The 26,092-nt window shown below is 40.1% G+C and carries 23 protein-coding genes; 13 read left to right on the plus strand and 10 right to left on the minus strand.

The features are described from left to right. Positions 1 to 194: 194 nt before the first annotated feature. From Q7P97_RS12920 to Q7P97_RS12955, 8 genes are all read left to right on the plus strand, one after another. On the plus strand, positions 195 to 1,223 hold the full coding sequence (locus Q7P97_RS12920; RefSeq protein ID WP_303969631.1) for an ABC transporter ATP-binding protein: 1,029 nt from the start codon (positions 195 to 197) through the stop codon (positions 1,221 to 1,223). Further along, positions 1,220 to 2,230: an ABC transporter ATP-binding protein gene (locus tag Q7P97_RS12925; protein WP_303969633.1), complete on the plus strand. Its 1,011-nt coding sequence runs from the start codon at positions 1,220 to 1,222 to the stop codon at positions 2,228 to 2,230. The genes Q7P97_RS12920 and Q7P97_RS12925 overlap by 4 nt, the downstream gene beginning before the upstream one ends. Before the next feature lie 27 nt (positions 2,231 to 2,257). Beyond that, positions 2,258 to 3,991: an oligopeptide ABC transporter substrate-binding protein gene (gene opp4A / locus Q7P97_RS12930; RefSeq protein ID WP_303969634.1), complete on the plus strand. Its 1,734-nt coding sequence runs from the start codon at positions 2,258 to 2,260 to the stop codon at positions 3,989 to 3,991. A 298-nt stretch (positions 3,992 to 4,289) separates the two neighbouring features. After that, positions 4,290 to 5,255 (plus strand): oligopeptide ABC transporter permease, encoded by a 966-nt coding sequence (gene opp4B, locus Q7P97_RS12935; protein ID WP_303969636.1) that lies wholly within the window; start codon positions 4,290 to 4,292, stop codon positions 5,253 to 5,255. Between the two features lie 11 nt (positions 5,256 to 5,266). After that, complete coding sequence (gene opp4C / locus Q7P97_RS12940) at positions 5,267 to 6,184, plus strand: oligopeptide ABC transporter permease (protein WP_303969638.1); 918 nt, start codon at positions 5,267 to 5,269, stop codon at positions 6,182 to 6,184. A 544-nt stretch (positions 6,185 to 6,728) separates the two neighbouring features. Continuing rightward, positions 6,729 to 7,148, plus strand: coding sequence for a MerR family transcriptional regulator (locus Q7P97_RS12945; protein WP_303969640.1), 420 nt, complete (start codon positions 6,729 to 6,731; stop codon positions 7,146 to 7,148). Further along, on the plus strand, positions 7,145 to 8,656 hold the full coding sequence (locus tag Q7P97_RS12950) for a class I adenylate-forming enzyme family protein (protein ID WP_303969642.1): 1,512 nt from the start codon (positions 7,145 to 7,147) through the stop codon (positions 8,654 to 8,656). Before Q7P97_RS12945 ends, Q7P97_RS12950 begins: the two co-directional genes overlap by 4 nt. A gap of 15 nt (positions 8,657 to 8,671) precedes the next feature. After that, positions 8,672 to 10,384, plus strand: a complete 1,713-nt coding sequence (locus Q7P97_RS12955) for an acyl-CoA dehydrogenase family protein (RefSeq protein WP_303969644.1) — start codon at positions 8,672 to 8,674, stop codon at positions 10,382 to 10,384. 115 nt (positions 10,385 to 10,499) lie between these two features. Here the strand turns inward: Q7P97_RS12955 and Q7P97_RS12960 are convergent, their stop codons facing one another. The 5 genes from Q7P97_RS12960 to Q7P97_RS12980 all read right to left on the minus strand — a co-directional run bounded on the left by Q7P97_RS12960 (position 10,500) and on the right by Q7P97_RS12980 (position 16,833). Next, the gene (locus tag Q7P97_RS12960; protein WP_303969646.1) at positions 10,500 to 11,270 is read right to left on the minus strand and encodes an ABC transporter permease; all 771 of its coding nucleotides are present in this window, start codon (positions 11,268 to 11,270) and stop codon (positions 10,500 to 10,502) included. A 12-nt stretch (positions 11,271 to 11,282) separates the two neighbouring features. Next, positions 11,283 to 12,197: an ABC transporter ATP-binding protein gene (locus Q7P97_RS12965; protein ID WP_303969648.1), complete on the minus strand. Its 915-nt coding sequence runs from the start codon at positions 12,195 to 12,197 to the stop codon at positions 11,283 to 11,285. 228 nt (positions 12,198 to 12,425) lie between these two features. Next, a complete protein-coding gene (locus tag Q7P97_RS12970) occupies positions 12,426 to 13,901 on the minus strand; it encodes an S-layer homology domain-containing protein (protein ID WP_303969650.1) in 1,476 nt (491 codons plus the stop codon). 353 nt (positions 13,902 to 14,254) lie between these two features. Continuing rightward, positions 14,255 to 15,682 (minus strand): YfcC family protein, encoded by a 1,428-nt coding sequence (locus tag Q7P97_RS12975; RefSeq protein ID WP_303969651.1) that lies wholly within the window; start codon positions 15,680 to 15,682, stop codon positions 14,255 to 14,257. A 77-nt stretch (positions 15,683 to 15,759) separates the two neighbouring features. Continuing rightward, positions 15,760 to 16,833 carry a C45 family autoproteolytic acyltransferase/hydrolase gene (locus tag Q7P97_RS12980; RefSeq protein ID WP_303969654.1) on the minus strand — a complete coding sequence of 358 codons (1,074 nt, stop codon included), beginning with the start codon at positions 16,831 to 16,833 and terminating at the stop codon, positions 15,760 to 15,762. Positions 16,834 to 17,116: 283 nt separating this feature from the next. Between Q7P97_RS12980 and Q7P97_RS12985 the strand changes: the two genes are divergently transcribed. From Q7P97_RS12985 to Q7P97_RS13005, 5 genes are all read left to right on the plus strand, one after another. After that, on the plus strand, positions 17,117 to 17,992 hold the full coding sequence (locus Q7P97_RS12985) for a LysR family transcriptional regulator (RefSeq protein WP_303969656.1): 876 nt from the start codon (positions 17,117 to 17,119) through the stop codon (positions 17,990 to 17,992). Between the two features lie 352 nt (positions 17,993 to 18,344). Beyond that, on the plus strand, positions 18,345 to 19,946 hold the full coding sequence (locus Q7P97_RS12990; protein WP_303969658.1) for a spore germination protein: 1,602 nt from the start codon (positions 18,345 to 18,347) through the stop codon (positions 19,944 to 19,946). 15 nt (positions 19,947 to 19,961) lie between these two features. Next, the gene (locus tag Q7P97_RS12995; protein ID WP_303969660.1) at positions 19,962 to 21,149 is read left to right on the plus strand and encodes a Ger(x)C family spore germination protein; all 1,188 of its coding nucleotides are present in this window, start codon (positions 19,962 to 19,964) and stop codon (positions 21,147 to 21,149) included. Positions 21,150 to 21,155: 6 nt separating this feature from the next. Further along, positions 21,156 to 21,389 (plus strand): hypothetical protein, encoded by a 234-nt coding sequence (locus Q7P97_RS13000; RefSeq protein WP_303969662.1) that lies wholly within the window; start codon positions 21,156 to 21,158, stop codon positions 21,387 to 21,389. Positions 21,390 to 21,421: 32 nt separating this feature from the next. After that, positions 21,422 to 22,537, plus strand: a complete 1,116-nt coding sequence (locus Q7P97_RS13005) for a GerAB/ArcD/ProY family transporter (RefSeq protein ID WP_303969664.1) — start codon at positions 21,422 to 21,424, stop codon at positions 22,535 to 22,537. Between the two features lie 130 nt (positions 22,538 to 22,667). Here the strand turns inward: Q7P97_RS13005 and Q7P97_RS13010 are convergent, their stop codons facing one another. The 5 genes from Q7P97_RS13010 to Q7P97_RS13030 form a co-directional block, all read right to left on the minus strand. After that, positions 22,668 to 22,904: a hypothetical protein gene (locus Q7P97_RS13010; protein WP_303969666.1), complete on the minus strand. Its 237-nt coding sequence runs from the start codon at positions 22,902 to 22,904 to the stop codon at positions 22,668 to 22,670. Between the two features lie 18 nt (positions 22,905 to 22,922). Then, on the minus strand, positions 22,923 to 23,387 hold the full coding sequence (locus tag Q7P97_RS13015) for a hypothetical protein (RefSeq protein ID WP_303969667.1): 465 nt from the start codon (positions 23,385 to 23,387) through the stop codon (positions 22,923 to 22,925). Between the two features lie 19 nt (positions 23,388 to 23,406). Further along, a complete protein-coding gene (locus Q7P97_RS13020; RefSeq protein WP_303969669.1) occupies positions 23,407 to 24,660 on the minus strand; it encodes a replicative DNA helicase in 1,254 nt (417 codons plus the stop codon). Then, a complete protein-coding gene (locus tag Q7P97_RS13025) occupies positions 24,657 to 25,451 on the minus strand; it encodes a conserved phage C-terminal domain-containing protein (protein ID WP_303969671.1) in 795 nt (264 codons plus the stop codon). Before Q7P97_RS13025 ends, Q7P97_RS13020 begins: the two co-directional genes overlap by 4 nt. Positions 25,452 to 25,616: 165 nt before the next feature. After that, complete coding sequence (locus Q7P97_RS13030) at positions 25,617 to 25,826, minus strand: hypothetical protein (protein WP_303969673.1); 210 nt, start codon at positions 25,824 to 25,826, stop codon at positions 25,617 to 25,619. Between the last annotated feature and the right edge of the window lie 266 nt (positions 25,827 to 26,092).

Here is a 26,092-nt window from a genome sequence, read left to right on the forward strand (position 1 = left end):
ATTTACAAGATCTATAAAGTCTAAAGACTCACTTTTTCTAATTGGTTATTATTCACAAAAACGTGTTGTTAACTTTCTCTTTATATAGTATATTAGAAAAACGGATTTAAAATATTCCGAATAATTCCACGACTTTTTTTAACGAATTGTGCTTACTAGACGTAATTAAAAAATGTATATCGAGGTGTCATACAGTGAAAAGTTCAACTTCAAAAGAAGATACACCTTTATTAGAGATTAAAAACCTTCAAACAGGATTTAAAATAGAAGGCGAATACTATAACGCAGTTGAAAATATGTCTTTTGATGTGAAGAGAAAAAGAATAATTGGAATCGTAGGCGAATCCGGTTGCGGTAAAAGTGTAATGTCTTTATCGATCATGCAACTTTTGCCGATCGGTATCGGAGAAATCCGCGGAGGTTCTGTACTATTTGAAGGTCAGAATTTAGCTCATTATAACGAAAAGGAAATGAATTCTATTCGTGGTAAAGACATATCGATGATTTTTCAAGAACCTATGACGTCACTAAATCCCGTATTTACTATCGGATCTCAAATTGCAGAAGTTTTATTGAATCACGAAAAGATGACAAAAAAGGAAGCCCTGGCTAAATCGGTAGAGTTATTGAACCAAGTTGGCATCTCTCGCCCTGAAAAAGTTATTCATGAATATCCACACCAATTGTCTGGTGGCATGAGACAACGCGTCATGATCGCCATTGCGATTGCTTGTCAACCTAAACTTCTAATCGCAGATGAACCAACTACCGCATTAGATGTAACGGTCCAAGCACAAATTTTAGAATTATTAAAAAGTATTCAAGAAACGAATGATATGTCGATCATCTTGATTACACATGATCTCGGTGTTGTCGCAGAGATTTGTGATGAAGTCATCGTCATGTACGCAGGAAAAGCTGCTGAGCGTGCTGAAGTGAATGAACTATTTAGTGCACCAAAACACCCCTATACGCAATTACTAATGAAAGCGGTTCCAAAAATGGACGAAGACGTGGATGAGCTTGCTACAATCGAGGGACTCGTACCTTCCATACAAAATATGCCTGCAACGGGTTGTAGATTTTCTAACCGTTGTCCAAAAGTAATGCCCGAATGTATGCAAATTACTCCCCTTCTTCGTGAAGTTGACGAAGACCATGAAGTAGCGTGTTTATTATATGACCCGAGCTGGCCCATTGAAGAAAAGAGGGTTGCACAATGACTACTATGCATGAAACAACACACACTTCAGACAACATGTCAGAAGACAATTTGCTAGAAATAAAAAATTTGAAAACCTATTATCCAATCTACGGTGGTTTTTTCAAACGAGTAGTCGGTAATGTCAAAGCTGTTGACGACATCTCCTTTGCGATCAAGCGAGGAGAAACAATGGGACTTGTCGGTGAGTCGGGTTGCGGAAAATCAACTGCCGGCAGAACCATTTTACGTTTGATGAAGCCGACAGATGGACAGATCATTTTTGATGGACAAGATATTACAAAATTGAGCGGTTCTAAGCTTCAACAAGCAAGACGAGATTTCCAGATGGTCTTCCAAGATCCTTACGCTTCATTGAACCCCACACAGATGGTAGGAAATATTATTGCTGAACCTATTTTGAATTATGAAAAACGCAATAAGAAAGAATTGAAAGCGTATGTGAAGTCATTGCTGCTGAAAGTCGGCTTACCTGAGGAAGCGTATTATAAATATGCACATGAGTTTTCTGGCGGACAACGTCAGCGAATAGGAATAGCGCGTACATTGGCGCTGAATCCGAAACTGATTGTTGCGGATGAGCCCGTATCGGCATTGGATGTGTCTGTACAGTCGCAAGTTCTCAATCTATTAAAGAGTTTGCAGAAAGAATTCGGTCTTACGTATTTATTTATCGCCCATGACTTAAGTGTAGTAAAACATATGAGCGATCGAATCGGTGTGATGTATTTAGGCAATCTGGTAGAGATTGCGGCAAATAAAGATTTATATCAAGAACCCTTGCACCCTTACACTCAAGCTTTAATTTCAGCAATACCGGAACCTAATCCGATGTTGAGGAAAGAACGAATTGTACTAAAAGGAGATGTACCCAGTCCTGCGAATCCACCAACCGGCTGCCCTTTCCACACCCGTTGTCCAGTAGCAATGGATATCTGTGCAGAAAGAAAGCCGCCCTTAAAGGAGGTGAGACCAGGGCATTTCGTAGCTTGTGTATTACATGAATAAAAATTAAGGATATAGGGAGGCAATAACATGAAGAAAAAATCCATGTTTTGGGTATTGTCAATGTTACTCGTTCTTTCATTATTTCTTGCAGCTTGTAGCAAAGACAATGCAGACACGGGTACGAAAGACGAAGGTAAAACAGACGACACAGAAGCAACAGATGATGGCAAACCAGAAAAAGGCGGAACACTTGTGTATGGTATCGATACAGAGCCTGAAGGAAAATTCAACTTTGCATTTTATGATATCGCAACAGACGCACAGATTCTTGAATTTATTGATGAATCATTATTCACATACGATGAAAATTTAGAAATTCAACCGAACTTAGCTTCATGGGAAACAGAAAATAGCCAACATTACACATTTACATTTAAAGAAGGCGTAAAGTGGCATAACGGTGAAGAACTAACAGTAAACGACTGGGTATTTGCACTTGAAACCATTGCAGATAAAGACTACACCGGCTCAAGATTTACAAACGTAGATACAATTGAAGGTGCGAAAGATTACCGCGCTGGTAAAGCCGACAGCATTTCAGGTCTTGAAGTTGTAAGCGACTATGAAATCAAAGTCACTTTCGATAAGCCACGTGTAAACAACTTATTGAACATCTGGTCTTACCCACTTCCTGAAAAAGCATTTGAAGGAATTGCCGTAGCAGATATGGCTGAATCAGAAGTGGTTCGTTCTAAACCAGTGGGCGTCGGTCCATTTAAAGTAGAGAACATTGTACCAGGAGAATCATACGAACTTATACGTAACGACGACTATTGGAATGGTGAAGTAAACCTAGATAAAATTATTGTTCGTGTGATCGACAATACGTCTACAGTAGGTGCACTTCAAAATGGTGATATTGACTTAATCGAAGTTCAACCCGTTTCTGCTCCCGAAGTAGAAAAGTTGGATAATGTAGACATCGTCACAGCACCTGGACTTTCTTATTATTATGTAGGATTCAAACTTGGTAAATTCGATAACGACAAACTAGAAATCGTTGAAGAGAAAGAAAAATATCAAGACAAAAACTTACGCAAAGCAATGATGCATGCCATTAACCGTCAAGAATGGATTGACGCATTCTTCTTCGGATATGGAGAGCCAGTTAACAAACCTGTTCCATCCGCACACTGGATTTCTGCTGATGATAGCGACTTAAACGAATACCCATATGATGTTGAAAAAGCAAAGGAACTTCTTGACGAAGCAGGATACGTGGATACAAACGATGATGGTTTCCGTGAAGATCCAAATGGTGAAGAGTTCGTAGTTCACTTCGCACATTATGCAACTGGAAACCCAACTTTTGAAGCACGTTCACAAGCTATTGCTCAATATTGGGAAGAAGTTGGCTTGAAAGCTGAAGTAGATATGACAGAAGTTACGCTTTACTATGACATGATTGAAAAAGATGATCCAAGCATCGAAACATTCTTCGGTGGATGGTCAACTGGTTCTGATCCAGATCCATCAGGTCTTTGGAAATCAGATGTTCTATGGAACTACCCACGCTACAACAATCCAGAATCAGATGCTCTTCTTGAAAAAGCATTAGATATTGATGAAGTCGGAACAGATAACGACAAGCGTAAAGAAGTCTATGTTGAATGGCAAAAGCTGATCAACGAAGACTTGCCAATGCTTTTCATTGCTGAACTTGAGGAAATTGATGGTGTCAGCAAGAAAGTCGGTGGATTTGAAAGAAATGTTGCAGGTAAAAACAATGCTGCAGAATGGTATAAGAAATCAGATAAATAAGAGATAAAAGATATCGGTGGTGGACGGATACGTTCGTTCACTGCCGTTATTTATTTTACAGACTCTTATATACGGTAAGATCTATTTTGGCAGTTCTTCAAATAACCGTGAGTATACAAAGAGAAACACACCTTGCCCAATCACCCAACTAAATAAAATGACTCGTAGTATCGTTCGCTAGACGTAGCCAACCATACGAACTGAGGTATTATTCAACGTCTACTTATGGAGTAAAAATACGTCTTACCGTGTTTAAGAGATTTAACGTAGAGTAGGACATAGTTAAGGAGAGTACCTTATGATAAAACTAATAATCCGTCGTTTTTTAGGGATGATCCCTATGTTATTTTTAATCTCCATAGTGGTATTCGGACTCGCTAAGGCGATGCCTGGTGACTCTTTCACGGGGGAAATCGATCCGAATAACACCAATCCCGAATATATTGAAGAGATGAGACAGAAAACAGGCTATTACGATCCTGTGTACGTTCAATACGGCAGATGGATCAAAGATTTCGTTCAAGGTGATTTCGGAAAATCCACGCGTTATAAAATACCGGTGTCTGAGTTAATCATTCAAAAGATACCGAACACCCTATTTTTAGCGTTAGTTTCCCTAGTCATAACGTATATTCTCGCATTCGCCATGGGCATGTATGCTGGGAGAAAACCCTATACACTTGGTGATAACTTGATTGCGGTATTTAACTATGCTGGGCTTGCAATCCCCTCTTTCGTCGCTGGGGTTTTTGCAATTTATTTCTTTGCTTTTGGTTTGAATTGGTTCCCTTTCGCGGGTTCTGTTGATATTGAAATCTCAAAAGGCACGCCTGCTTATTGGTTGAGTAAAATTCATCATGTGTTCTTGCCAGCTGTCGTACTCGGTATTTTCGCAACAGCACAATATACACAGTTTTTACGTAATGATTTAATCGAGAACTCACGCAGAGATTTCGTTAGAACTGCTAGAGCTAAAGGAACACCGATGAGCCGGATTTATAATGTACATATTTTACGTAACTCTATTATTCCACTCATTACATTCCTAGGATTCGATATTGCTTCACTGCTAGGCGGAGCGATCATTATAGAGAAAATTTTCACGTACCCTGGTATCGGCTTATTGTTTCTTGATTCAGTAGGAAATCGTGATATTCCGACGATGATGGCCATTACGATGATGCTATCGTTCCTAGTACTTTTCGGTAACTTATTAGCTGATATTTTATATGGCGTCGTAGATCCAAGAATAAGATTAGGATAGGAGGAAAGGACATGACAATGAATACAACACCTGTAGAAGAAAAGCCACCAGTGAAAGGCTTATCTCCTTGGGGAATGGCCCGAAAAAAATTCTTGAAAAACAAATTGGCAATGATCAGTTCATTCTTTTTAGCAGCTGTCATCATCCTTTCTCTTCTAGCTCCTGTACTGGCGCCTCATATTTCGCCCATTCCAGATATCGAGAAAGTAAATATTTCAAAAATGAACATCACGCCGAATGGTGAACATCTTCTCGGAACAGATAAAAGTGGCCGGGACGTACTGACAAGACTGTTATACGGGGGTAGAGTTTCACTGTTAGTCGGTTTCAGTGCTACACTTATCGTTATTTTCTTAGGTACTCTCGTAGGTTCAATCGCTGGATTCTTCGGTGGCCGAGTCGATAGCCTTCTCATGCGATTTACGGATTTCGTATTGAACTTCCCATTCCTTGTGTTCGTTATCGTGTTGAATACCATTTTGCACGGTAAAGTAGATGGGCTATGGGTATTGATCGGTTTGATCGGTCTGTTAAGTTGGGGTGGTGTGGCGCGTATTGTACGAAGTAAGATTCTTGCTGAGAAAGAGAATGAATATGTTCTTGCAGCCATTTCAATTGGTTGTTCACCAGCTAAAGTGATCGCGAAGCATTTGCTGCCGAACGTCATGTCGACGATCATTGTACAGGCAACATTACTTTTCGCCGGGTTGATCATCGCGGAATCTGGGCTTAGTTATCTTGGGTTCGGTGTTCCTCAAAAAACGCCTTCTTGGGGTAATATGCTTGCGTTCGCAAACGAGCCAGACGTGCTACAGGGCAAGCCTTGGATGTGGATGCCGCCAGCACTTGCGATTACGTTTACCATTTTGTCAATTAACTTCATTGGTGAAGGTCTAAAAGATGCGATGAATCCAAAGTCGACAAGATAATAGAAACAAAAAACGATCTCATTACTGTGAGATCGTTTTTTACTTGCTATAACTTAATACTTTGTTCTAATATGTTCGCCGCCTGCATTCTCTACTCTCGAAATTATTGTTGAATACATGCGCATCATCACACCGCCATCATAGCTATAGTCCCTTCCGTCTTTCATGTGAAGCATCACTTTTTCGACAGCTGTTGTGCCGTCTATTTTCGTGATGACATCCTCGACGCTTTCAAAATCATCCCATTCGTAGATTAGCGTTGTATGGGGTTAAATTCTACTTACCCTTCTCATCAATTGTCCGTAATAACATTTACGAAGATGTTTCGTACACTTGCTTGAGTAACTCTTCTAAGCTGGGTGTGCTGTTGTCATCTATATATTGCTGAAGGAGTAACTTTATTTTATTGGAAAGCGGCATGGGAACCTTCTGACTGATTTTTCTACTTAAATTTTTACATTCTAACAAATAACTATTGCCCTTTACGTTAACGTCAATGATACACTGTGCTTATCAGAAAATTCAATACAGGAGTGGTGATATCATGAATTCTAACACAGATGAAGATTCAACAGAATTATCTATTTCTATTTCAGACATAGCGAAGTTATACGATGTCTCCACTCGTACTATTCGCTACTATGAAGAAATCGGCTTACTACACCCCTTTCGAACAGCTAGCGGTCAACGTGTTTTCAGTAAAAAAGAGACCACGCGTCTAAAGTTAATTTTTAAGGGAAAGAAATACGGATTCCAATTGGATGAAATCAAGGAAATGATTGAGCTATTCGATCGCGATCCAACTGGCAAGAAACAATTAGCACGAACCGTTGAATATGGACAAGAAAAAATAAATGAAGTGACCGAGAGAATTGATGAACTGATGATCATCCGATCTGAAATGGACACCTTATTACGTGAGTACAATGTGAAATTACACGAATTGGAGAGTGATCATGAATGAACATTTCAAATTTATTAGCTATGCAAGCACGCAAATTCCCAAATCATGAAGGAATTGTTACGCCCAAAGAAAGAATTTCATACGCTGAATGGGACAAGGCAGTGAATCAGCTTGCTGACGGCTTGCGCACATTAGGCATTAGTAAAGGGGACAAAGTCGTCTTGCACATGCCAAATACAAAAGAACTTATCTATTCATACTTTGCTGTGCAACGTTTAGGAGCACTCAGCATCCCTATTAATGCGAAACTAGCTGAAAAAGAAATCCAGTTCATTGTTACACATAGTGATGCCAAAATGCTGATTACGCACAATATGCTATTCCCTTCTATAGAACATATGAAGCTCGATCCATCTATTACGTATGTGAAAACTGGTGCGGCTGTATTCGATTGGCGTTCACTAGACGACATTCTTTTAAATGGTAGCACATCGTCTATTGAATGCTTATCCTCTGACGATGACGAAGCTTCTATTCTCTATACGTCCGGTACGACTGGTGATCCAAAAGGAGTCGTCTTTACTCACCGCAACATCCTAACTGTCGGTATTATGATGGCCATTGAAATGAACATCACTCCAGATAGTCGTTTACTGCATATGATGCCACTTAGTCACTCTGCTCCCCTACATTTGTTTTTAATTGCAGGGACCTACGCAGGCGCAACACATATTGTAACGCCAACATTTACTCCCGAGTTATTCCTACACACTGTAGCTACTGAACGGACAACACATTTCTTCGGTGCTCCAATCGCTTATTTGGCAGGTGCTGCTCATGATAAATTAGCCGATTACGATTTGTCGTCGATGACACATTGGGTATATGGAGGCGCTCCGCTTGATCAATCAAAAGTAGATTTCATTCAACAAAAGTTCCAGACTGACCGACTATATTGTGTATATGGACTAACGGAAGCGGGACCTAACGGCACAGTGCTGATGGGCACAGAACATGCCAATAAAGCGGGTAGTATCGGTAAGCGTGCTGCACTCAACTGTGAAATTCGACTTGTAGATGAAGACGGTAAAGATGTAATCAAAGGCGAAATCGGAGAAATTATTCTAGCTGGAGAAGGAAATATGAAAGGTTACTATAAAGCTGAGGAACTAACTAAGGCTACGTTGAAAGAAGGATGGCTATATACCGGAGATATGGCTTATCAAGATGAAGACGACTACTACTGGGTTGTGGATCGCAAAAAAGACATAATCATTTCAGGCGGTGTCAATATCTATCCACAAGACATTGAAAAAGAATTGATCACTCACCCTGCTGTAGATGACGTAGCTGTTGTGGGTGTTCCGAATCCTGATTGGGGAGAAACTGTCAAAGCGTTCGTCGTCTTGAAAGAACCTATCGATGGCGACTTGGCAGAGGACTTTAAAACATACTTGACTGGAAAGATTGCCTCTTACAAGATTCCGCGATTAGTAGAAGAATTAGATGCTCTTCCGAGAAACGTCACTGGAAAACTATTAAAAAGCCATTTGCGCAATTTAGTATAAAGAGGAGGACATACAATGCCACACTTTTACGAGAGAGATAAAAACTTGCAAACTTTATTGAAAAATCATCTACCTGAACCTTTTTTCAAATGGGCCGACATTGAGCTGAACGATTTCAGTGAGAAATGTACAGGTGTATTCGACGAACGTGCAGTGCATACAGATCGAGAAGGCCAGCCAAAACTTATTCGCTACGATAAAATGGGCAATGAAATATCAAAGGTCTGGTTCAATGAAGGTTACCGTCAAACGGTTGCTGACACGTATGGTGCCGGAATTGTAGGCTATATCCATAAAGAAATTCCTGAACGTGGACACAAAGGAAACTACGTCTATGCATTTGCACAAGGCTATTTATTGTCACATGCAGAACCTGGCTTCTATTGTCCTGTAACTCTCTCAAAAGCAACGGCGTATTTATTGGATCAATACTCGGAGGGCTTCGTTCGTGAACGCTTTTTACCACATGTACTGGCTACAGGTAATGAGGAATTATACGAAGGCGCTACATTCTTAACAGAGCGTCAAGGCGGATCAGACGTCGGAGCAAACGAGACCGTCGCTGTACAAAATGGAGATTCTTATAAACTGACAGGTGAAAAGTATTTTGCGAGCAACGCAGGCGCATGTGGAGTTACTATGGTCCTCGCTCGTATAGAAGGAGCAACTGGCGGCACGAGAGGACTCAGCCTATTCGCTGTCCCTTGGGAAGAAAACCGTGTAGCAGGAAATTTACGCATCCGCAGACTAAAGGACAAACTCGGCGTTCGTGCCGTCGCTTCTGCCGAAGTAGAATTCACTGACACAACAGGCTATTTAGTCGGAGACGCTGACAAAGGCTTCTTCTATATGATGGAAGCACTCAACTTATCGCGTATCTGTAATGCGGTCGCATCCATTGGCATCATGCGTAGAAGTCTATTGGAAGCGTACGACTACGCTACTACGCGCGACGCCTTCGGAAAGCAACTTATTCAATATCCGATGGTGCAAAGTACATTAACGAAACTAGCTGCTAAACAAGACATCTCACTTAAAGCCGTGTTTGATGTCATCGGTTTAATGGATCACGTCATGGGACCTGAAACGAAAAAAAGTGCTTCACAAGATGATACGATTCTATTCCGTCTACTTGTTGCAGTTGTTAAAAAAGAAACCGCAGAACAAGCCATTCACTTTGCGCGCGAATCTCTTGAAATGCATGGCGGCAACGGCTATATAGAAGACTTCGTCACCCCCCGATTACTAAGGGACGCACAAGTACTCACAGTCTGGGAAGGCACCGCCAACATCCTAGGTCTCGAAGTACTGAGACTGCTAACTAAGTATCATGTAGATGAACTTTTCACTACTATGATGACAGAACGACTAATGATTGTAGAAGCTGCACTAAATGAGACACTTACTGAAGAACAAATCCCTACTTGGCAAACTCATCTCCAAACAGTAAAAGATGAATTAGGCGATCTTAATAAAAAAGTCCAGCACTTCCATTCTGCTTCATATGATCTTCAGACCTATTATTCTAAAGAGATCGCAAAAGAGTATTCTGATCTGTTTGAAGGATTGATCGCACTTGAAGCCGCTGCACACGGAGATGATAATCAGAAGATGTTGAGTGCTGTGTTTATTGAGATGACGTTTACTACGCAAGACTCTGGAGATATGACAGAAATGCCTATTGATTTGTTAGGGTTCTCTGCTGCTCAAGAAGCCATGCAAGGTTAAATTAAAATAGACTCCTGTTAAGCTCACACTACGAAGTGGGCTGATCAGGAGTCTAGTTTATTGTTTAGGCATTCAAGTTAATTTCTCAAGTAACTGTTACAATACGTCACAGATATTAACTTCTCAGTCCACGACCTTTTTCAATCAAATACCAGTTAATTACGTAAAGCACTACGATAAACGTAATCGAAATGACTATAGAAAATAAAATCGGAACGTCGATCACACCGAGAATCCCGAATCGGAATCCGGAAATCATGTAAACGATCGGGTTGAACTGTGAAATCACCTGCCAAAATGGAGGCAACATCGAGATGGCAAAAAACACCCCACCTAAATACGTCAACGGCTGAAGAATAAACGTAGGCACAATAGACACATCGTCAAATGACTTGGCAAAAATACCGTTCAAGAGACCGGCCAACGAGAACAAAATCGCCGTCATCAAAAACGTCAAGATGACAATGCTCCACGAGTGCACTTGCAATGGAACGAAAAACAGAGAGATGATCGTGACCAGTATCCCTACGAGAACACTTCTTCCTATTCCTCCAATGACAAAGCCCCAAATAATAATATGAGTCGGTACAGGGGCAACTAATAGTTCTTCAATGTTCTTTTGAAACTTTTGAGAGAAAAATGATGACGAAACATTTGAGTAGGAACTGGTGATGACGGACATCATGATCAATCCTGGGACAATAAATTCCATGTAAGAGAATCCATCCATTTCGCCAATCCGTTTACCAATCAAATTCCCGAAAATAATAAAGTACAAAGAAGTGGTGATGACTGGCGGGACCAATGTTTGGACCCAGATTCTTAAATAGCGATTCGTTTCTTTGACCGATAAACCCTTTAATGCTGTTAAATATAATTTAAACATATGTATCCTCCACTACGCAGTTTCTTCTGTAAGTTTTAAAAATAACTCTTCTAATCGATTGGACTTGTTGCGCATAGATAACACTTTAATCCCTTGTTCTGTCAATTGGTTAAACACTTCATTGATCCCTTGATCACGTGCTACTTCTACAGAAAGAGATCCATCGTCCAGGAGTTCACTAGTATAACCATTGATCACTGGCGCTTGTCCTGAAGGTTCGATATCTAAAATAATGGTTTCATACTGGAGCTTAGCGAGCAATGATTTCATACTAGTATCTTCAATCAGCTGCCCTTTTTGAATGATTCCGATATTACGACACAACATTTCCGCTTCTTCCAAGTAATGTGTTGTCAAAATAATCGTCGTGCCATTTTCATTTAATTCTTTCAGAAACGTCCACATCTCTCGTCTCAATTCAATGTCTACACCCGCAGTCGGCTCATCCAGAATAAGTAAGCGTGGTTCATGCATCAAAGCACGAGAGATCATCAGTCGACGTTTCATCCCTCCAGAAAGCATCTGCGCCTGAACATTTCTTTTCTCCCATAAATCAGACTGCTTCAAGTATTTTTCGCTACGCTTTAGCGCCTCTTTCCTAGACACACCGTAATAGCCCGCCTGATTCACTACAATCTGCTGAACCGTTTCAAACGGACTGAAGTTGAATTCTTGAGGAACCAAACCGATCTGCAGCTTAGCTTGCATTAACTGCGTATCCATATCATAGCCAAAGACATTCACTTTTCCTGATGTCTTATTGACGAGAGACGTCACAATTCCGATAGTTGTAGATTTGCCGGCACCGTTAGGACCTAAAAGAGCATAAAAATCCCCTTCTTCCACTTTCAAATCGATGCCACGCAACGCTTCCACACCACCAGCATAGACTTTTTTTAGATCTTTAATTTCTAATGCGTATGTCATTCTATTTATCTCCTCACGATCTTTTAGTTGGCTCCATATAATTATCCATTTGCCAGTATACCACTCCACTATTAAAGCTACCAGGTTCCAGCACCAGTCTGGATAGTGTTGAAAGCTAGTACTGTCTATAAATATAAACTCAATAAAAAGACAGCAAGCCCGAAATAATGAAAAATCATTCCGGAACTTGCTGCTTTTAAAATAATTATACAGATGCAAATTGATTAATTAATAGTCTACAGTTTGTTCTGCCTCTACATGAAGGTATGGTCCGATCTTTTTGACGTCTACGTGAATGCCATATTGGACTACACCATCAAGTTTATCATCGGGATTCCACAACCTACTTGGGAATCCTACCCAGAAATTACCCACTTGCTTTGGAGTGATACGAAATGTATTCGTCCCCGTCACTCTCGTCAATGTGGCTATTTTTTCATATCCTTTCGGCAAAATTGTCAGCTTGCCAAGATTCTTGTTGCCTTCATCTACCGTAACATCTACGTGAAGATTATTTATTACATGTGAAGACACGGTATAAAATGATTCGGACTCATCTAGTACGGAATGAATGCTGTAAAGCGTCTCTCTCCCGTCAGTATACCGAACAGTAGCGATGAAGTCGCCAGCCTGATCGATCTGGACGACGTGACAATATTGCTTAATAGAATTCGTACAGCTATCGAACGACATATCGTCAGTGATTGTCTTCCCCTTGACCGTCTTCAACGAAATCGATTTAGCTCCGATTGATGGACTGTCTTCCTTTTTTATTTCATCCTTCACCCATAATTCTAGCGGTACGGCAAAAGGTCCGTTAGCTTCTTCCAATAAAACCTGGAAGGCACCGTTCACTTTTTTCACCTGCACCATATAATTTTTATGCGATTTTTTATTTATAGAAAAACTTAACGTAGCGGTTCCTTCTTTTTTCGGTACGAGGTGAAGTACCATATCTGTTTCAAAAAGAGTATTCTTTTTATACTGCGTAACAGCGTCTAGAACGTCTGGAGAGGTTGTGTTTACGCGTGTAAAGTCATTTCCTCCATAGTCCTCCGGATGCAGCACCTTGATTTCTGATTTCACTTCTTCGGATGCTTTCAATAACTTTGCGGCCTGTCCGCGTGTCACTGCCGCATTCGGACTATAGGTAGTCGGCGTTGTACCTGTTGTCAGGTTGAGCTGATAGAGACTGTAAACACCTGCTCTATGGCTATTTCTGTAATTGAGGTCTTTAAAACTGTTCGCCCAATCAGGATTCCAGGGCTCTTCATACAACGGCAGTTCAAATGACTTGATTAGAATGGAAGCCATCTGTCCCCGGGTGATGTTGTCGTTCGGCCCGAAGCGTCCGTCACCATAACCATTAATCACACCTTTTTCTGACAGGCCGGCGATTGCTTTATAATAACCGTTTGCTGTCGAGACATCTTTAAATCCAGGATTGGTGACAGTAGTCATATCAAGATTTGTCATTTTTACGATAATCGCGGCTGCTTGTCCGCGGGTAATGGATTCGCCCGGTTTGAATGTGCCATCCGGATAGCCTCCGATGATATTGCGCTCAGCTAAATGATTCACCGCTTCCGCAAAGTGTTTGGTTGATGGCACATCAGAAAACCGCTGATTGTCCGAAGCGTAACTTGATAAAGGAAGGCTGAGTACAAGCAAAGCTGCCCCTAGTACCGATAGTATTTTCTTCATTTGATCCGATCCTTTCTATTCGTATATTCATAAGTCACCGTACAGACGGAAGAATAAGGAAAAAGTTTCATGGAAAGTATAGTTATTTTATATGAATTGTTCGGGGACCTGTCACCCTTAACTTAGTTCAGCACCATAGATAAAAGTACCTGTGCGAGAAGCTATTGTGAATGTTTAAACAGTCACGTTAGTTTCTCACACAGGTACCCATTACTCTATTGTTCGAAAAAACCACCTTGGAAATATATTTTTCCATGAAAACTCTTTATTTTGATAAAAAAGACCAGACATATAAACAGAACGAATTGTCTTTGTGTCTAGCCTTTTCCAGCCTTCATACAACATACTTACTATTAAAAAGGACCATATCCTGTTAGGACTGCATAAGTAATCGCGATAACTCCCACCACAATCCACATAAGTAATAGAGGAATTGCAAACCTAATCCATTGAGTCCATTTAACACCGCCTATAGCTAGCACTGCCATTAACACCCCAGAAGTTGGCGCAATAATGTTTGTAAAGCCATCTCCAAGTTTAAATGTAAGGACTCCGGTTTGTCTCGTCATTCCTAAAATATCGACAATTGGAACCATGATAGGCATAACGATAGCTGCTTGAGCATCTCCTGCTGTTACTAATAGATTAAAGCCCATATTAAACACGAAGAGCAGCAGTGCACCTACTAATAATGTTGTCGATTCCAATGGAACCAGAACCATATTCACAATGGTATCTAATATATGGCCATTTTCCATTACAATGACAACACCTCTTGCCAAACCTGCTACGAGTGCACCGTACGCGATAGATTGTGCACCTGAAATAAAAATCTTAACGAAGTTGTTCGGATTGATACGTGCAATGATTGCCACTATTACGCCCATCAAAATAAAGATACCTGCTAATTCATTGATACCCCATTGTTTGGTGAAGGCTCCGTAGACGAAAAACACTAGTGATCCAACAAATGCCAGAATGACAAGCTTTTGTGTAGTAGTAAAACTTGTAACTCTATTTTCATGGGATTCTTCCATCCCGTCTGAAATCTCTTGGTGATCGCCAAAAGGTTTACCCGCCATAATGGACTTCTCTGGATTATTCTTAATCTTTCTAGCATAACTATTTGTATAAAGTATAGTAACTGTAATTAAAGCAACAAATACAAATACTCGAAGAACTATTCCTGAGAATAAAGGTAATTCAGCAATTGTTTGAGCAAAACCTAATATCGTAGGATCAAAAACACCTGCAATCATACCTGAATAATACCCCAAATATATCATAGCAACTCCAGTTATGGCATCGAGCTTCAAGGATCGCGCTAAACCGATACCAATCGGAATAAAAGCAATAACAGCATTGGCTACAACTCCCATAGAAGCTAAAATACCAAACATCGCACTAACCGTTGTGATTAATATAATATATCGACCTTTTGTCTTATCTATTAACTTATTTAAACCAGAATCAATAGCACCGGTTGACTCAATAACCGCTATTATTCCCCCAATAATGAAGATTAAGAAAATGATATTCGCAGTTTGAACCATTCCTAGTTGAATAGAAGTAAATAAATCTAATACGTTTGCAGGATTAGATTCTTGCGCAGTATAACTATTTGGTACAACTTTTGTTATGTCGTCAACAGTTTCACGATCATAAGATCCTGCAGGTATTAGATAAGTCGCAATAGCTGCCAATACTATAATACTAAAAATAATTATATATGCGTCAGGCATTGTAAACTTTAGACGCTTTTTTTTGCGTTCTTGTTCCATAGTATCCTCCTCAGTCAATCCATCTAATTGTACTTGAATAAATTCTCATGACTTATGTGATTTTATTGCACTTACAGTTAAAAACTAAAACGTTGTATATCTATTGGTTGGCAAGGCTGTCCTTCTTGTAGATACAAACTTTTATTCGATAAGTCCATAATCACTGAAAAGACCGTAATAATGTCTGTATAGTCTGATGTACCAGGTACTTTATGAATACAAATAGAGTTTGGCTTATTTTCGTGGTCAGCTAACCATCCTTTTATATCTTCTTCTGTTACGACGTGATTGTCTTTTGTAGAGTTTTCTATTAATTTCTCAATCCTATCAATTCTATTATATGAATTTTCTTCTGTAGTTAAATTATCATTTCCAATATCATCAATAACCGTTTTAGAACAGAAATGATTTGTATGATATAGATAGGAATCTGAAGTTTCTTTTTCACCAAACTTATTTGGGGACAACTCTAAGTTTTTGGCAGTATGAACAGAGCCTTTTGATTGAGCCATTAAAAAATTGGCCGAAGATCCCAACTTACCATTTACTACTTTATTTCTAGCTTCTTCAATATTCTCTGAATTTAAAACTTCTCTTAGTCCAAGATGGATCGGCAGTTCGTTTGATTTAAGGTTTGAACGTAAAGCGTTTAAGCAAACCCCCAGACCGTGTTCATTCATACCGATTTTCCCAATAATTCCCGCTTCGGTAACCATGTGAATTTTCGGTCCATTCTGTTGAGTGATTTTCGTCATAATCAAACTTTTAGATTGAGCAGAAGTCCAATCCCAAGTTTGACCCAAAAATGCAAATTCCGATTTAGGTGGCATAATCGCAAAGCTTGTACAACCATCCGTTTTGTTTTGCGTTAACACAATTTCACTTCGGGCATTTAACACTAAAATATCTTCAAAATCCACAGAAGCACCTTTTGCTAGCCCTTCCATCTCTTCAAGTAATTTAATATTCGTCTTTTCAATAGCATGCAAATGTTTTTTTCCCATCTCTTTTGCCTGACTCCACGTGATATCCGCATTATTGTAAAATAATTCTTCGTACGCAGTTATACTGGATGCAACTTCACTTTTAGCTTGTTCTCCATGACTAAAACCAATCTCATACGGCGTACCACTTAAGTTTAATATCTTCATTTTATTCCACCCTTTAAAAGTATTTATCAATTACTTAAAAAAATGATATCGCTTTCAATTTTGATCAAAAAGGTAGTATACTTCGAAAATCATGCGCAGCCTCCGTCTAATTTTCCGCAACTTCCCTAACGACAAATGTTCCACTTGTGTTCTTTCTGACAACGACATCTCCTTCATTCATTTGGTATTTCTAAGTTTAGCTTGCTAGTCACCATTCGAGAAGTATATAATTCATATAACAACTATACGTTTTTCGAATACTTAGAAAGCTGGTGATGGAACAATGGAATTAAGACAGCTACGTTATTTTATAGCCGTCGCTGAGGAATTAAATTTCAGTCGCGCTGCTAAACGACTACATATCACCCAACCGCCTTTAAGTATGCAAATTCAAAACTTAGAAAAAGAAATGGGTATTATTCTATTTCTCCGAACGAATCGGAGCGTCGAATTAACAGCAGCTGGACAACGTTTCTATCATGATATCGTCAAAGTTATCGATACCCTAGAGGCTTCAATTGAAAATGCACAACGGATCCATCTTGGAAAATTGGGATCTTTGCGTGTAGGATTCGTTGGTTCTGCCACCTATGATATTCTACCTGCAGTTTTAAGGGTATTCCGAAAACAATTCCCTGACGTTCAAGTACATCTATCCGAATTGTCTACGCTGGCCCAACTTGAAGCATTGCGCCAGAATGAAATCGATGTCGGTGTCCTAAGACCTCCAGTCCTTGAAGACACGCTTCACACTGAAATCGTCTCCATTCATCCTTGCGTACTCGCGGTTCCAAAACAACATCCTTTACTTGAATTAGATGTAGTCACACTAGAGGACTTAAAACCCTACCCGTTCGTACTAATTTCACCAAAGACATGGCCCGGACTCTACACCGAAATTCTCGGACTGTGCCATCCCGTCATCCAACAAGAAGCTCTAGAATTTCAAACAGTCATCGGCTTGGTTGCTGCTGGTATGGGCATAGCCATTGTTCCCCAATCTATTATGAACATGCATACACAAGAAGTCGTTTACATTGATTCGATTCACCAGTTACCGCTTGCCTCGATGGGCATTACTTATCGGAGTAGCGATCAATCCATACTCGTCAAAACCTTTTGTGAAATTGCAGTTCGGGTTGCTAGAAGTGCAGGGTAGTTTTTGGAATACGGAGTATATGAGCCCAGACAATAAAAAGATCAAGCAAGTCAGATAATCATTCCTTTTCGGATTGCTTCTCTTTTTCTATTTACTTATATTCTAAAAAAGAGTACCTATGTGTTTCAAGCGCAGGTGCTTTTTTGATATATCGATAATCACAAACCCAAAGTACTCTCCATACCACCCAATCCCCCAAAAACACTCTTCACTTCACCGTTTTCCTCCCATAAAATCACCACCCCAACCCGCATAAAACAATAATAATAAGGACATGATGAATAAAACAGTAATGAAAAATCAATATATATGCGTACCTACGCAAAACACCAAACAGTAAATGAGGTAGTGTATGGGCTTTTTCAAAAAGAAAGTGAAAACTAAAGTACAATCCACTCCCCCTAGCCAAACGAAAGAAAATACTTCACCCAGTGATTTAAAGACAAGTCTTCAGGACAATATACAATTCGTAAAAGATAGTCTCGGTGCGAGCACCGATATTGTCATTCGTGAAATTCGAATTGGTAAAGGTGGATCGGTGAAAGCGGGGATTTTTTATACCGACGGCTTAAGCGATACACCGTCATTGCAAAATTTCGTTATGGAATCGTTGATGTTAGATATAAAAGGGACCCCGTTAGAGAAGAAGGTAACGCCTGAACAAAATCTCTTAACTGTTTTAAAAGATTTTGCTATGACGGTGGGAGAGATTAAAGATCTCACCAACTTTGATGATCTTTTTACCTTTCTTTTATCTGGGGATGCTATTTTGTTAATTGATGGATATTCTGAAGGTCTAGTCATTGGAAATAAGCACTGGGTTGAGCGTGGGGTAACGGAACCTACGTCTCAGACAGTAGTTAGAGGACCGCGCGAAGGTTTTTCTGAAAATCTACGAATCAATACAGCATTGATTCGTCGGAAATTGAAAGATCCAAGTCTTTGGATGGAGTCAAAAGTGATTGGAACGCGGACGAAAACGAATGTTGCTATTATGTATATTCATGGCGTTGCAAATGACAAAATCGTAGAGGAAGTTCGTTTGCGTTTGGACCGAATAGATATTGACGGGATTTTGGAAAGTGGTAATATCGAGGGGCTAATTGAAGATTCAACGTACTCCCCTTTCCCTACCGTTTTTAATACCGAACGTCCAGATACAGTAGCTGCAGCACTTCTCGAAGGACGCATTGCCATTTTAGTGGATGGAACTCCTTTTGTACTACTTGTTCCCGCACTATTCGTCCAATTTTTCCAATCTCCTGAAGACTACTATGTGCATACCGGTATTGGAAGTCTAATTCGACTTCTACGCTTCTTTGCATACCTAATTGCTTTGCTTGCACCCGCATTATTTATTGCGGTCACCACTTTCCATCAAACGATGCTACCACCTGCACTCCTTATTAGCCTGACAGCCCAACGAGAAGGTGTGCCATTTCCGGCATTTATTGAAGCCGTTATAATGGAAATTACTTTTGAAATTTTGAGGGAAGCAGGCGTAAGGATGCCCCGCTCCATCGGTTCAGCCATGTCCATTGTAGGTGCGTTTGTGATCGGGACCGCTGCGGTCGAAGCTGGCATTATTTCAGCTGCGATGGTCATCGTCGTTTCCATAACCGCTATATCAAGCTTTGTTTCACCTACTTACAACCTTGCGATCGCTGCGAGGATACTACGCTTTGGATTTATGGCGTTAGCTGCTTCGTTTGGGTTATATGGCATCGCCATAGGTTTAGTGGCTCTTATTCTCCATTTATGCAGTTTACGTTCATTTGGTATACCTTATATGTCACCATTAGCTCCATTTAACGTTTCCGATCAAAAAGACACGTTGATTGTGGCGCCTGTATGGAAAATGTTTACTAGACCTCGCCTGACGAATCAAACAAATAAAGTTAGGCAACAAGATCCAGCTTCCGCGAAACCACAGCCACCAAAAAACGATGAATAAGAAAGGGAGTATATGATGAAAAAATGCATAGTTACACTCCTGATTCTTACCCTCTTTTTGTCGGGGTGCTGGGACAGGAGAGAATTAAATGAGCTGGGCATCGCCATGGCATTAGGAATCGACAAAATAGAAAATGAATACGTTGTCAGTGCCCAAGTGGTCGTACCTTCAGAAGTATCGATGAGAGCAAGTACGGGGCGTTCAGCGGTCACTCTCTTTCATGCCACCGGAGACACTGTGTATGAAGCTTTTCGAAAAATGACAAAGGTTTCCCCACGAAAAATTTATCCAGGGCATCTACAAATACTAGTCATCAGCGAAGAACTAGCAAAAGAAGGAATAGCTGATTCATTAGAATTACTGTCCAGAGATTGGGAGCTTCGATCGGACTTCTATGTAGTCGTTGCGAAGGATTTAACAGCTTCTGAAGTATTGAATGTGACGACGACAATAGAAAGTATTCCAGCCAATAAAATGTTTAATGCTCTTAAAGTATCAGAAAAAAACTGGGCCGGAACAGAAGGCGTCATATTAGATGAGCTAGTAACCAATCTTATAAGTGATGGAAATGAAGCCGTGTTAACAGGAATTCAAGTATTTGGTGACAAAGAAACAGGGTCAAGCAAACAGAATACGGACTCGATTACTCCTACTACGCGAATTCAATATGATAATTTAGCGGTGTTTAAAGCAGATCAATTAGTCGGCTGGTTAACTGAAGAAGAGAGTAGGGGCTACGCAGATATTACCGGAAAAGTTAAAAAAACCGTGACATCTATTCCTTGTCCTAAAGAAGGAAATATCACTATAGAAGTTCTAAAATATCATTCTAAAATTAAAGGATCTATAAACCAAGGCGATCCTGAGATAGATCTCATAATTGAAGCAGAAGGAAATATAGGAGAAGTATTATGTTCAATTGATATTATGAAACAAGAAACCATTGATGAGCTGGAGAAAAATTACGAAGCAGAAGTGAAAGAAATTATTCATCAAACGATTGAGTCCGTACAAAAACAATATCAATCAGACATTTTCGGATTTGGCGAAGCCATCCATAGATCCAATCCGAAAGAATGGAACAAAATGAAAGAACACTGGGATGAAAGATTCTCCGATTTAACCGTAAATGTTCATATTGATATGAACATTCGTCGCATCGGTACAGTGAATAATTCCTTCTTAGAAAAGATTAAGGACTAACTGATCATGTTAAATAGTATAGGCGTCCTCTTGATAGCAGCTGCCATTGTGTGGTTTGAAGTTCCCTCTCTCTTAGATAAAAAACATAAAAAAGAATTGATCGCGTTTTCTGTTTTTCTTACGATAGGAGTGGTGTTAGGCATGGTGCTTGGATTTGGAAAGTCCATTCCTAACCCAATGGACTTACTCACTTTTTTATTTACACTACTAACTAACCTGATGGCTCCTTTGCTGAAGTGAAGATCTAGGTGAAGGGAAAGGTAGGATATGACATGATGCAAAACGAAAAAATTAATCCATACCAATTTCTAATTTTGGTTATTTTCTTTACGATTGGTACAGGCATCTTAATTGTCCCGTCAGTTTTAGCTACTGAAGCGAGACAAGATGCTTGGATTGCCGCTATCGTAGGTATAGTAATCGGCTTATTGGTCATATGGCTATTCACATCTATAGCCCTTTGGTTCCCTCATCTCACTTATATCCAAATTAATGAAAAGATATTTGGCACATGGATAGGAAAAGCTGTTTCCGTACTATTTGTAGCAATGGCTACTCTTTACACGTCTAGTCTATTGTATTATTCGGCGACATTTATAATGACCAATATGATGCCTAACACGCCAGTAGTAGCCCTAAATATTCTAATGATCGCAATCGTCGTGATGGGTGTCAGACTTGGATTGGAGACAATCGCTCGTTCTGCAGAAATTTTCATTGTCGTCTTCTTTATTTTATTCGTCATTTTAGCAGTGTTTATTTCACCGCAAATCAAATTTGAAAATTTGCAGCCAGTATTTGAGGTAGGGACCAAAACGATCGTTCAATCCAGCATCTATTTTATTACCTCCTCTTCTGTCAATGCGATTGTGTTATTAATGATCTTCCCAGCCATGGTCAATAAAGTGAAACAAGCGAAAAAGTCTTTTCTACTTGGAAACTTAATAGGTGGTATCTTCATCCTCATTTTTACATTCTTAAGTATTTCGGTAGTAGGTGCTGACGATACAGCTAGACAGATTTATCCAAGCTATGAATTGGCCAAACGGATTAATGTTGGAGATTTTGTACAGCGTATTGAAGAATTGATGGGTTTCCTTTGGTTTATCGCCCTTTATTTTAAGACGATTCTTTATTTTTATGCTTCTGTTTTAGGGATCGCACAAATTTTAAACTTAAAAGACTACCGCCCTTTAACGCTACCGTTAGGCATGTTGGCTGTTATACTCTCTCTCGTGATCTATCCTAACGTCGTCTACCAAAAAGAAGTGGAACAATCGACTGAAATATATTTCACTATAACTATTGGACTGTTCTTCCCTCTTTTACTTATGATCGTCTATGCTTTTAGAAAAAATAAGTTAAAAAAGGAACTTAAGAGCCCTTAGAATGAATTCGTTTAGGAATTGATAATGAGTAATATGGATATCCAGCATATCTTCTTTTATGAAGACAGCTGGATTTTATCATGCCTTATCAAAAATAAAACGTACGTAAATTCTACAGCGAATCTCTTAATTAGTCTCTGCCCACTACGGCCTTCCCACCGCTATACAAACCGCCAGCAGACAATCCCATGACAACACCACTCAACACTCCACTAGCCCAGTCCTCTGGAAACACATACACGACACCGCTTGCTACACCAAGTACTATCGATACAATCGGACACCACTTCTTCGGCAGCCCGTATCCTTTCAGCGCATCTACTAGTCCGATAATTACTGGGACTACCACCATATCCGTTATCTCCACACCCTTCTCTCCTTTCGTTTATAACACACGTTGTACCAAGCGCTTGCCTGCTTCTACATGACCAACATACACTGGAAACTGCATCACTCGTTTTCGGTACTCATACAAACTTTCCTCTCTACCTGATTCAGCAAAAGTTAATAAATTCGGCATCAATCGGTCGGCGTAAGTGATTTTCACACCCGTCTCGCGAAACGTTTCGCTATGTAATCGATAAGCGTCTGCCTCTTTCTTGCTGAGATAAAAGGCATACCAATTCGGTTGCTTACTTTCCACCACAAAGAGTTTGATCTCTCCAATTCGCAATATGTTTTCTTTCATCGATTGCTGAATCGCCTCCTGATCGAATTCGATTTCCTTTAGCTTCTTGCTGTCTTCCTCCATGCGAATTTTTTGATGGCTAATTGCCCAGAAGATACTGTGGGCGGTCAGGGACATATCGGTATCGATCGCGTAATCGAATAGTTCTTCAACTGTAATCATGTGTAGTCTCTCCTTTGTTTTAGCTTTGTAAGTTTCTGAGTCGACCCGTGTCTTTGTCGTAGTGGACGGTGAAGCTGCCGACTGGGCCATTGCGGTGTTTGGCAACGGTAATATCCAGATGATTCGATATTTCTGATTCTTGGTCGTAGTAGTCATCCCTGTAAAGGAAGCACACGACGTCAGCATCTTGTTCGATGTTGCCTGAGTCACGTAAGTCGCTCATCATCGGGTGTTTGTCTTGTCGTTGTTCGACAGCTCTTGAGAGTTGCGACAAGACGACAACAGGGCAGTTAAATTCTTTCGCCATGGATTTTAAATCTGCGCTAATTTGACCGATTGCTTGATTTTGATTGTTCGCTGCTTCCTCCGGTCGGATGATCTGCAAGTAGTCAACGAAGATAATCGGACGCTTTTCTGGATTTGCTTTGATGATTTTACGAGCTGCAGCTTTTATTTGGCTCACTTTGATTCCGCTGCGGTCGTCGATTCTAATCCTTGCACTTTGCAGGAGCTCGAGTGCTTTCATCCAACTATTCTTTTGTGAATCGGGAAAATACTTATTCGGATCGCGCATTTTCAAACGACTGTATCCACCAGCTGAGGCAATGAGTCGGTCTGACAGCGTTTTTCGGCTCATTTCAAGTGAGAAAATCAGTGGCAAATGATTAGCCAATCCAGCAGTAAGTGCGAAATGATTGAGTGTATCTGTCTTACCCATCGATGGTCTTGCCGCGACGACGATAAATTCACCATCTTGGAATCCGTTCAGTACATAATCCATAGACTGTAAGCCCGTACTTATTCCCGTCATCCCCGGTGCTTCGATGAATGGTTGTTCGTATTGGGATACAAGATAGTCGTCGAGTAACTCCAATTCGACGGATGCATGATCACTATCCAGTTCGTCTAAAGCTTTTTGAATCTTGCCGATCACCCACTGCTCGGCCAACGCTCGCTGCAAAATCTTCTCCGTTTCAATCTTCTTAAACTTGTCGATCACAATCTCCAAGTATTCGTCAAAGCGGTCTGGGTTCGCAAATCTACGTAAATCCGCTACATAATTTGCTCCACCAAGTTCTGCTGGTTCGCGTGTTGTCAGCAAGGTAATGAAGTCGATTGAGCGTCCCTGTAGCGCCAATCCTTTCATGGATAGATAAATACTTCTGTGTAGCTGTGTCTCAAAAAAAGCCACTTGAATTCCACTGTCGAGTATTAGATAGTTTTCCTGCATCATCGTACCGAGAAGACTTTTTTCTACTAGTTCGTTCATCATACGTGATCATCTCCTTTCGTGAAATCTAGCACTGGCGGAACGAGCGGGCGTCTTTTCGGCTTCTTTGACAAAGTCTGTTCGTTTACATAATTTTCGAAGTTACTTGCGCTGAACAACGTCGCGGGCCGCAAATATTGGTTGAATTCCGGTAGATGCAACCACTGATTTGTTTTGAGGTCGATGACACGCATGAAATCTTCTTGTGTGTATCCCTCGCTCAATCGATCGTTGATACATTTTCGAGTAGTAACGTTTTCAGTTTTGAACTGTTTTCCGGTCTTGTTATTTAAGTACTCAATAACGGAATGGAGGACGTCGAGATTTATCTCGACACTCTTTTTATTCTTTTTTATTAAAGGTTCTTTAAGTTCTTTAGTTATTGGCTTGCTCAATTCCGACACCTGGAGTTGTTCAACATCGACACGTGCAGCTGTCGGTGTTGGACAATCGATTTGCCCGATTCCGAACGGATTTCCTGGGAATAACGTATAGTCGATTCGGTACCACTTCGTTTTGTCAATTTTCATTTGGTTGTGTTGATCTGTTGAAATGAGGTAGCCCTTTTTTTCCAAATCATACACAATACGTCGAATCGTATTTGTAGACCAAAATGTAAATTCTTTTGTCCAGTCCGCATACGTCTTATAGACCCATTTATAACCATCCTTACTACTTTTTGAAATAAGCGAACGGTAATGCAATTGCTGTAAAAATAGTGCGCCATTTATTCCAACTTCGTGTACAAGCGATGGTAATAATGGGATTGTTTCTTCATCAATTAATAATTTCATATGGTGGTCCCCCTAAATTTGTTGTAAGAGTACGCGTTTCGCACTCCTCACACTTCATATAGAAAGTTTTTCAGGAAAGGATACTCATTTTGAAAATTAATTTTGCGAATTCAAAAAAAGAGTTGAAGTAATGTACTCCAACCCCTTGCAACGTATGGCTTTTCTTTACACACACATTGCATAATTAATTCGATAACATTTTGATGTACTTCCTTCTCTACCAGTCATTACGTCCAAATAGCCGATAGTTTCTAAATTCAATAGAATGCTTTCAATCAGCTGAAGCGACCAGAACGGGAACATCTCTTGCCAGGCGTTTTGTTCTACTAATAATCTCGTCGTTTTTAAGTAGTGCATAGTAGCGCTTTGTCTCATATCCCATTCTCCCTCGACGTAACTTGCTCGTTTCATCCGTTATATAGCGAGATTTATATAGAGGGATACACAAAAAAAATAAACCGATCGCCTTTACTACAAACGGTCAGTTTATGATCTTTACTGATTGGATGCTCAGTCTCACCCGAAAGTGTCAGGCCGTGTTATCGTTCCAAAGATACTTCAATGAATGCTATACTAGGATACGTTGAAAATAAACTGTCGCATGCTTTCTATATGGACGGACAAGGGTGTAATGTTTTTTC

Source organism: Sporosarcina ureae (assembly GCF_029267015.1).
In the GTDB taxonomy this organism is placed as follows: domain Bacteria; phylum Bacillota; class Bacilli; order Bacillales_A; family Planococcaceae; genus Sporosarcina; species Sporosarcina ureae_D.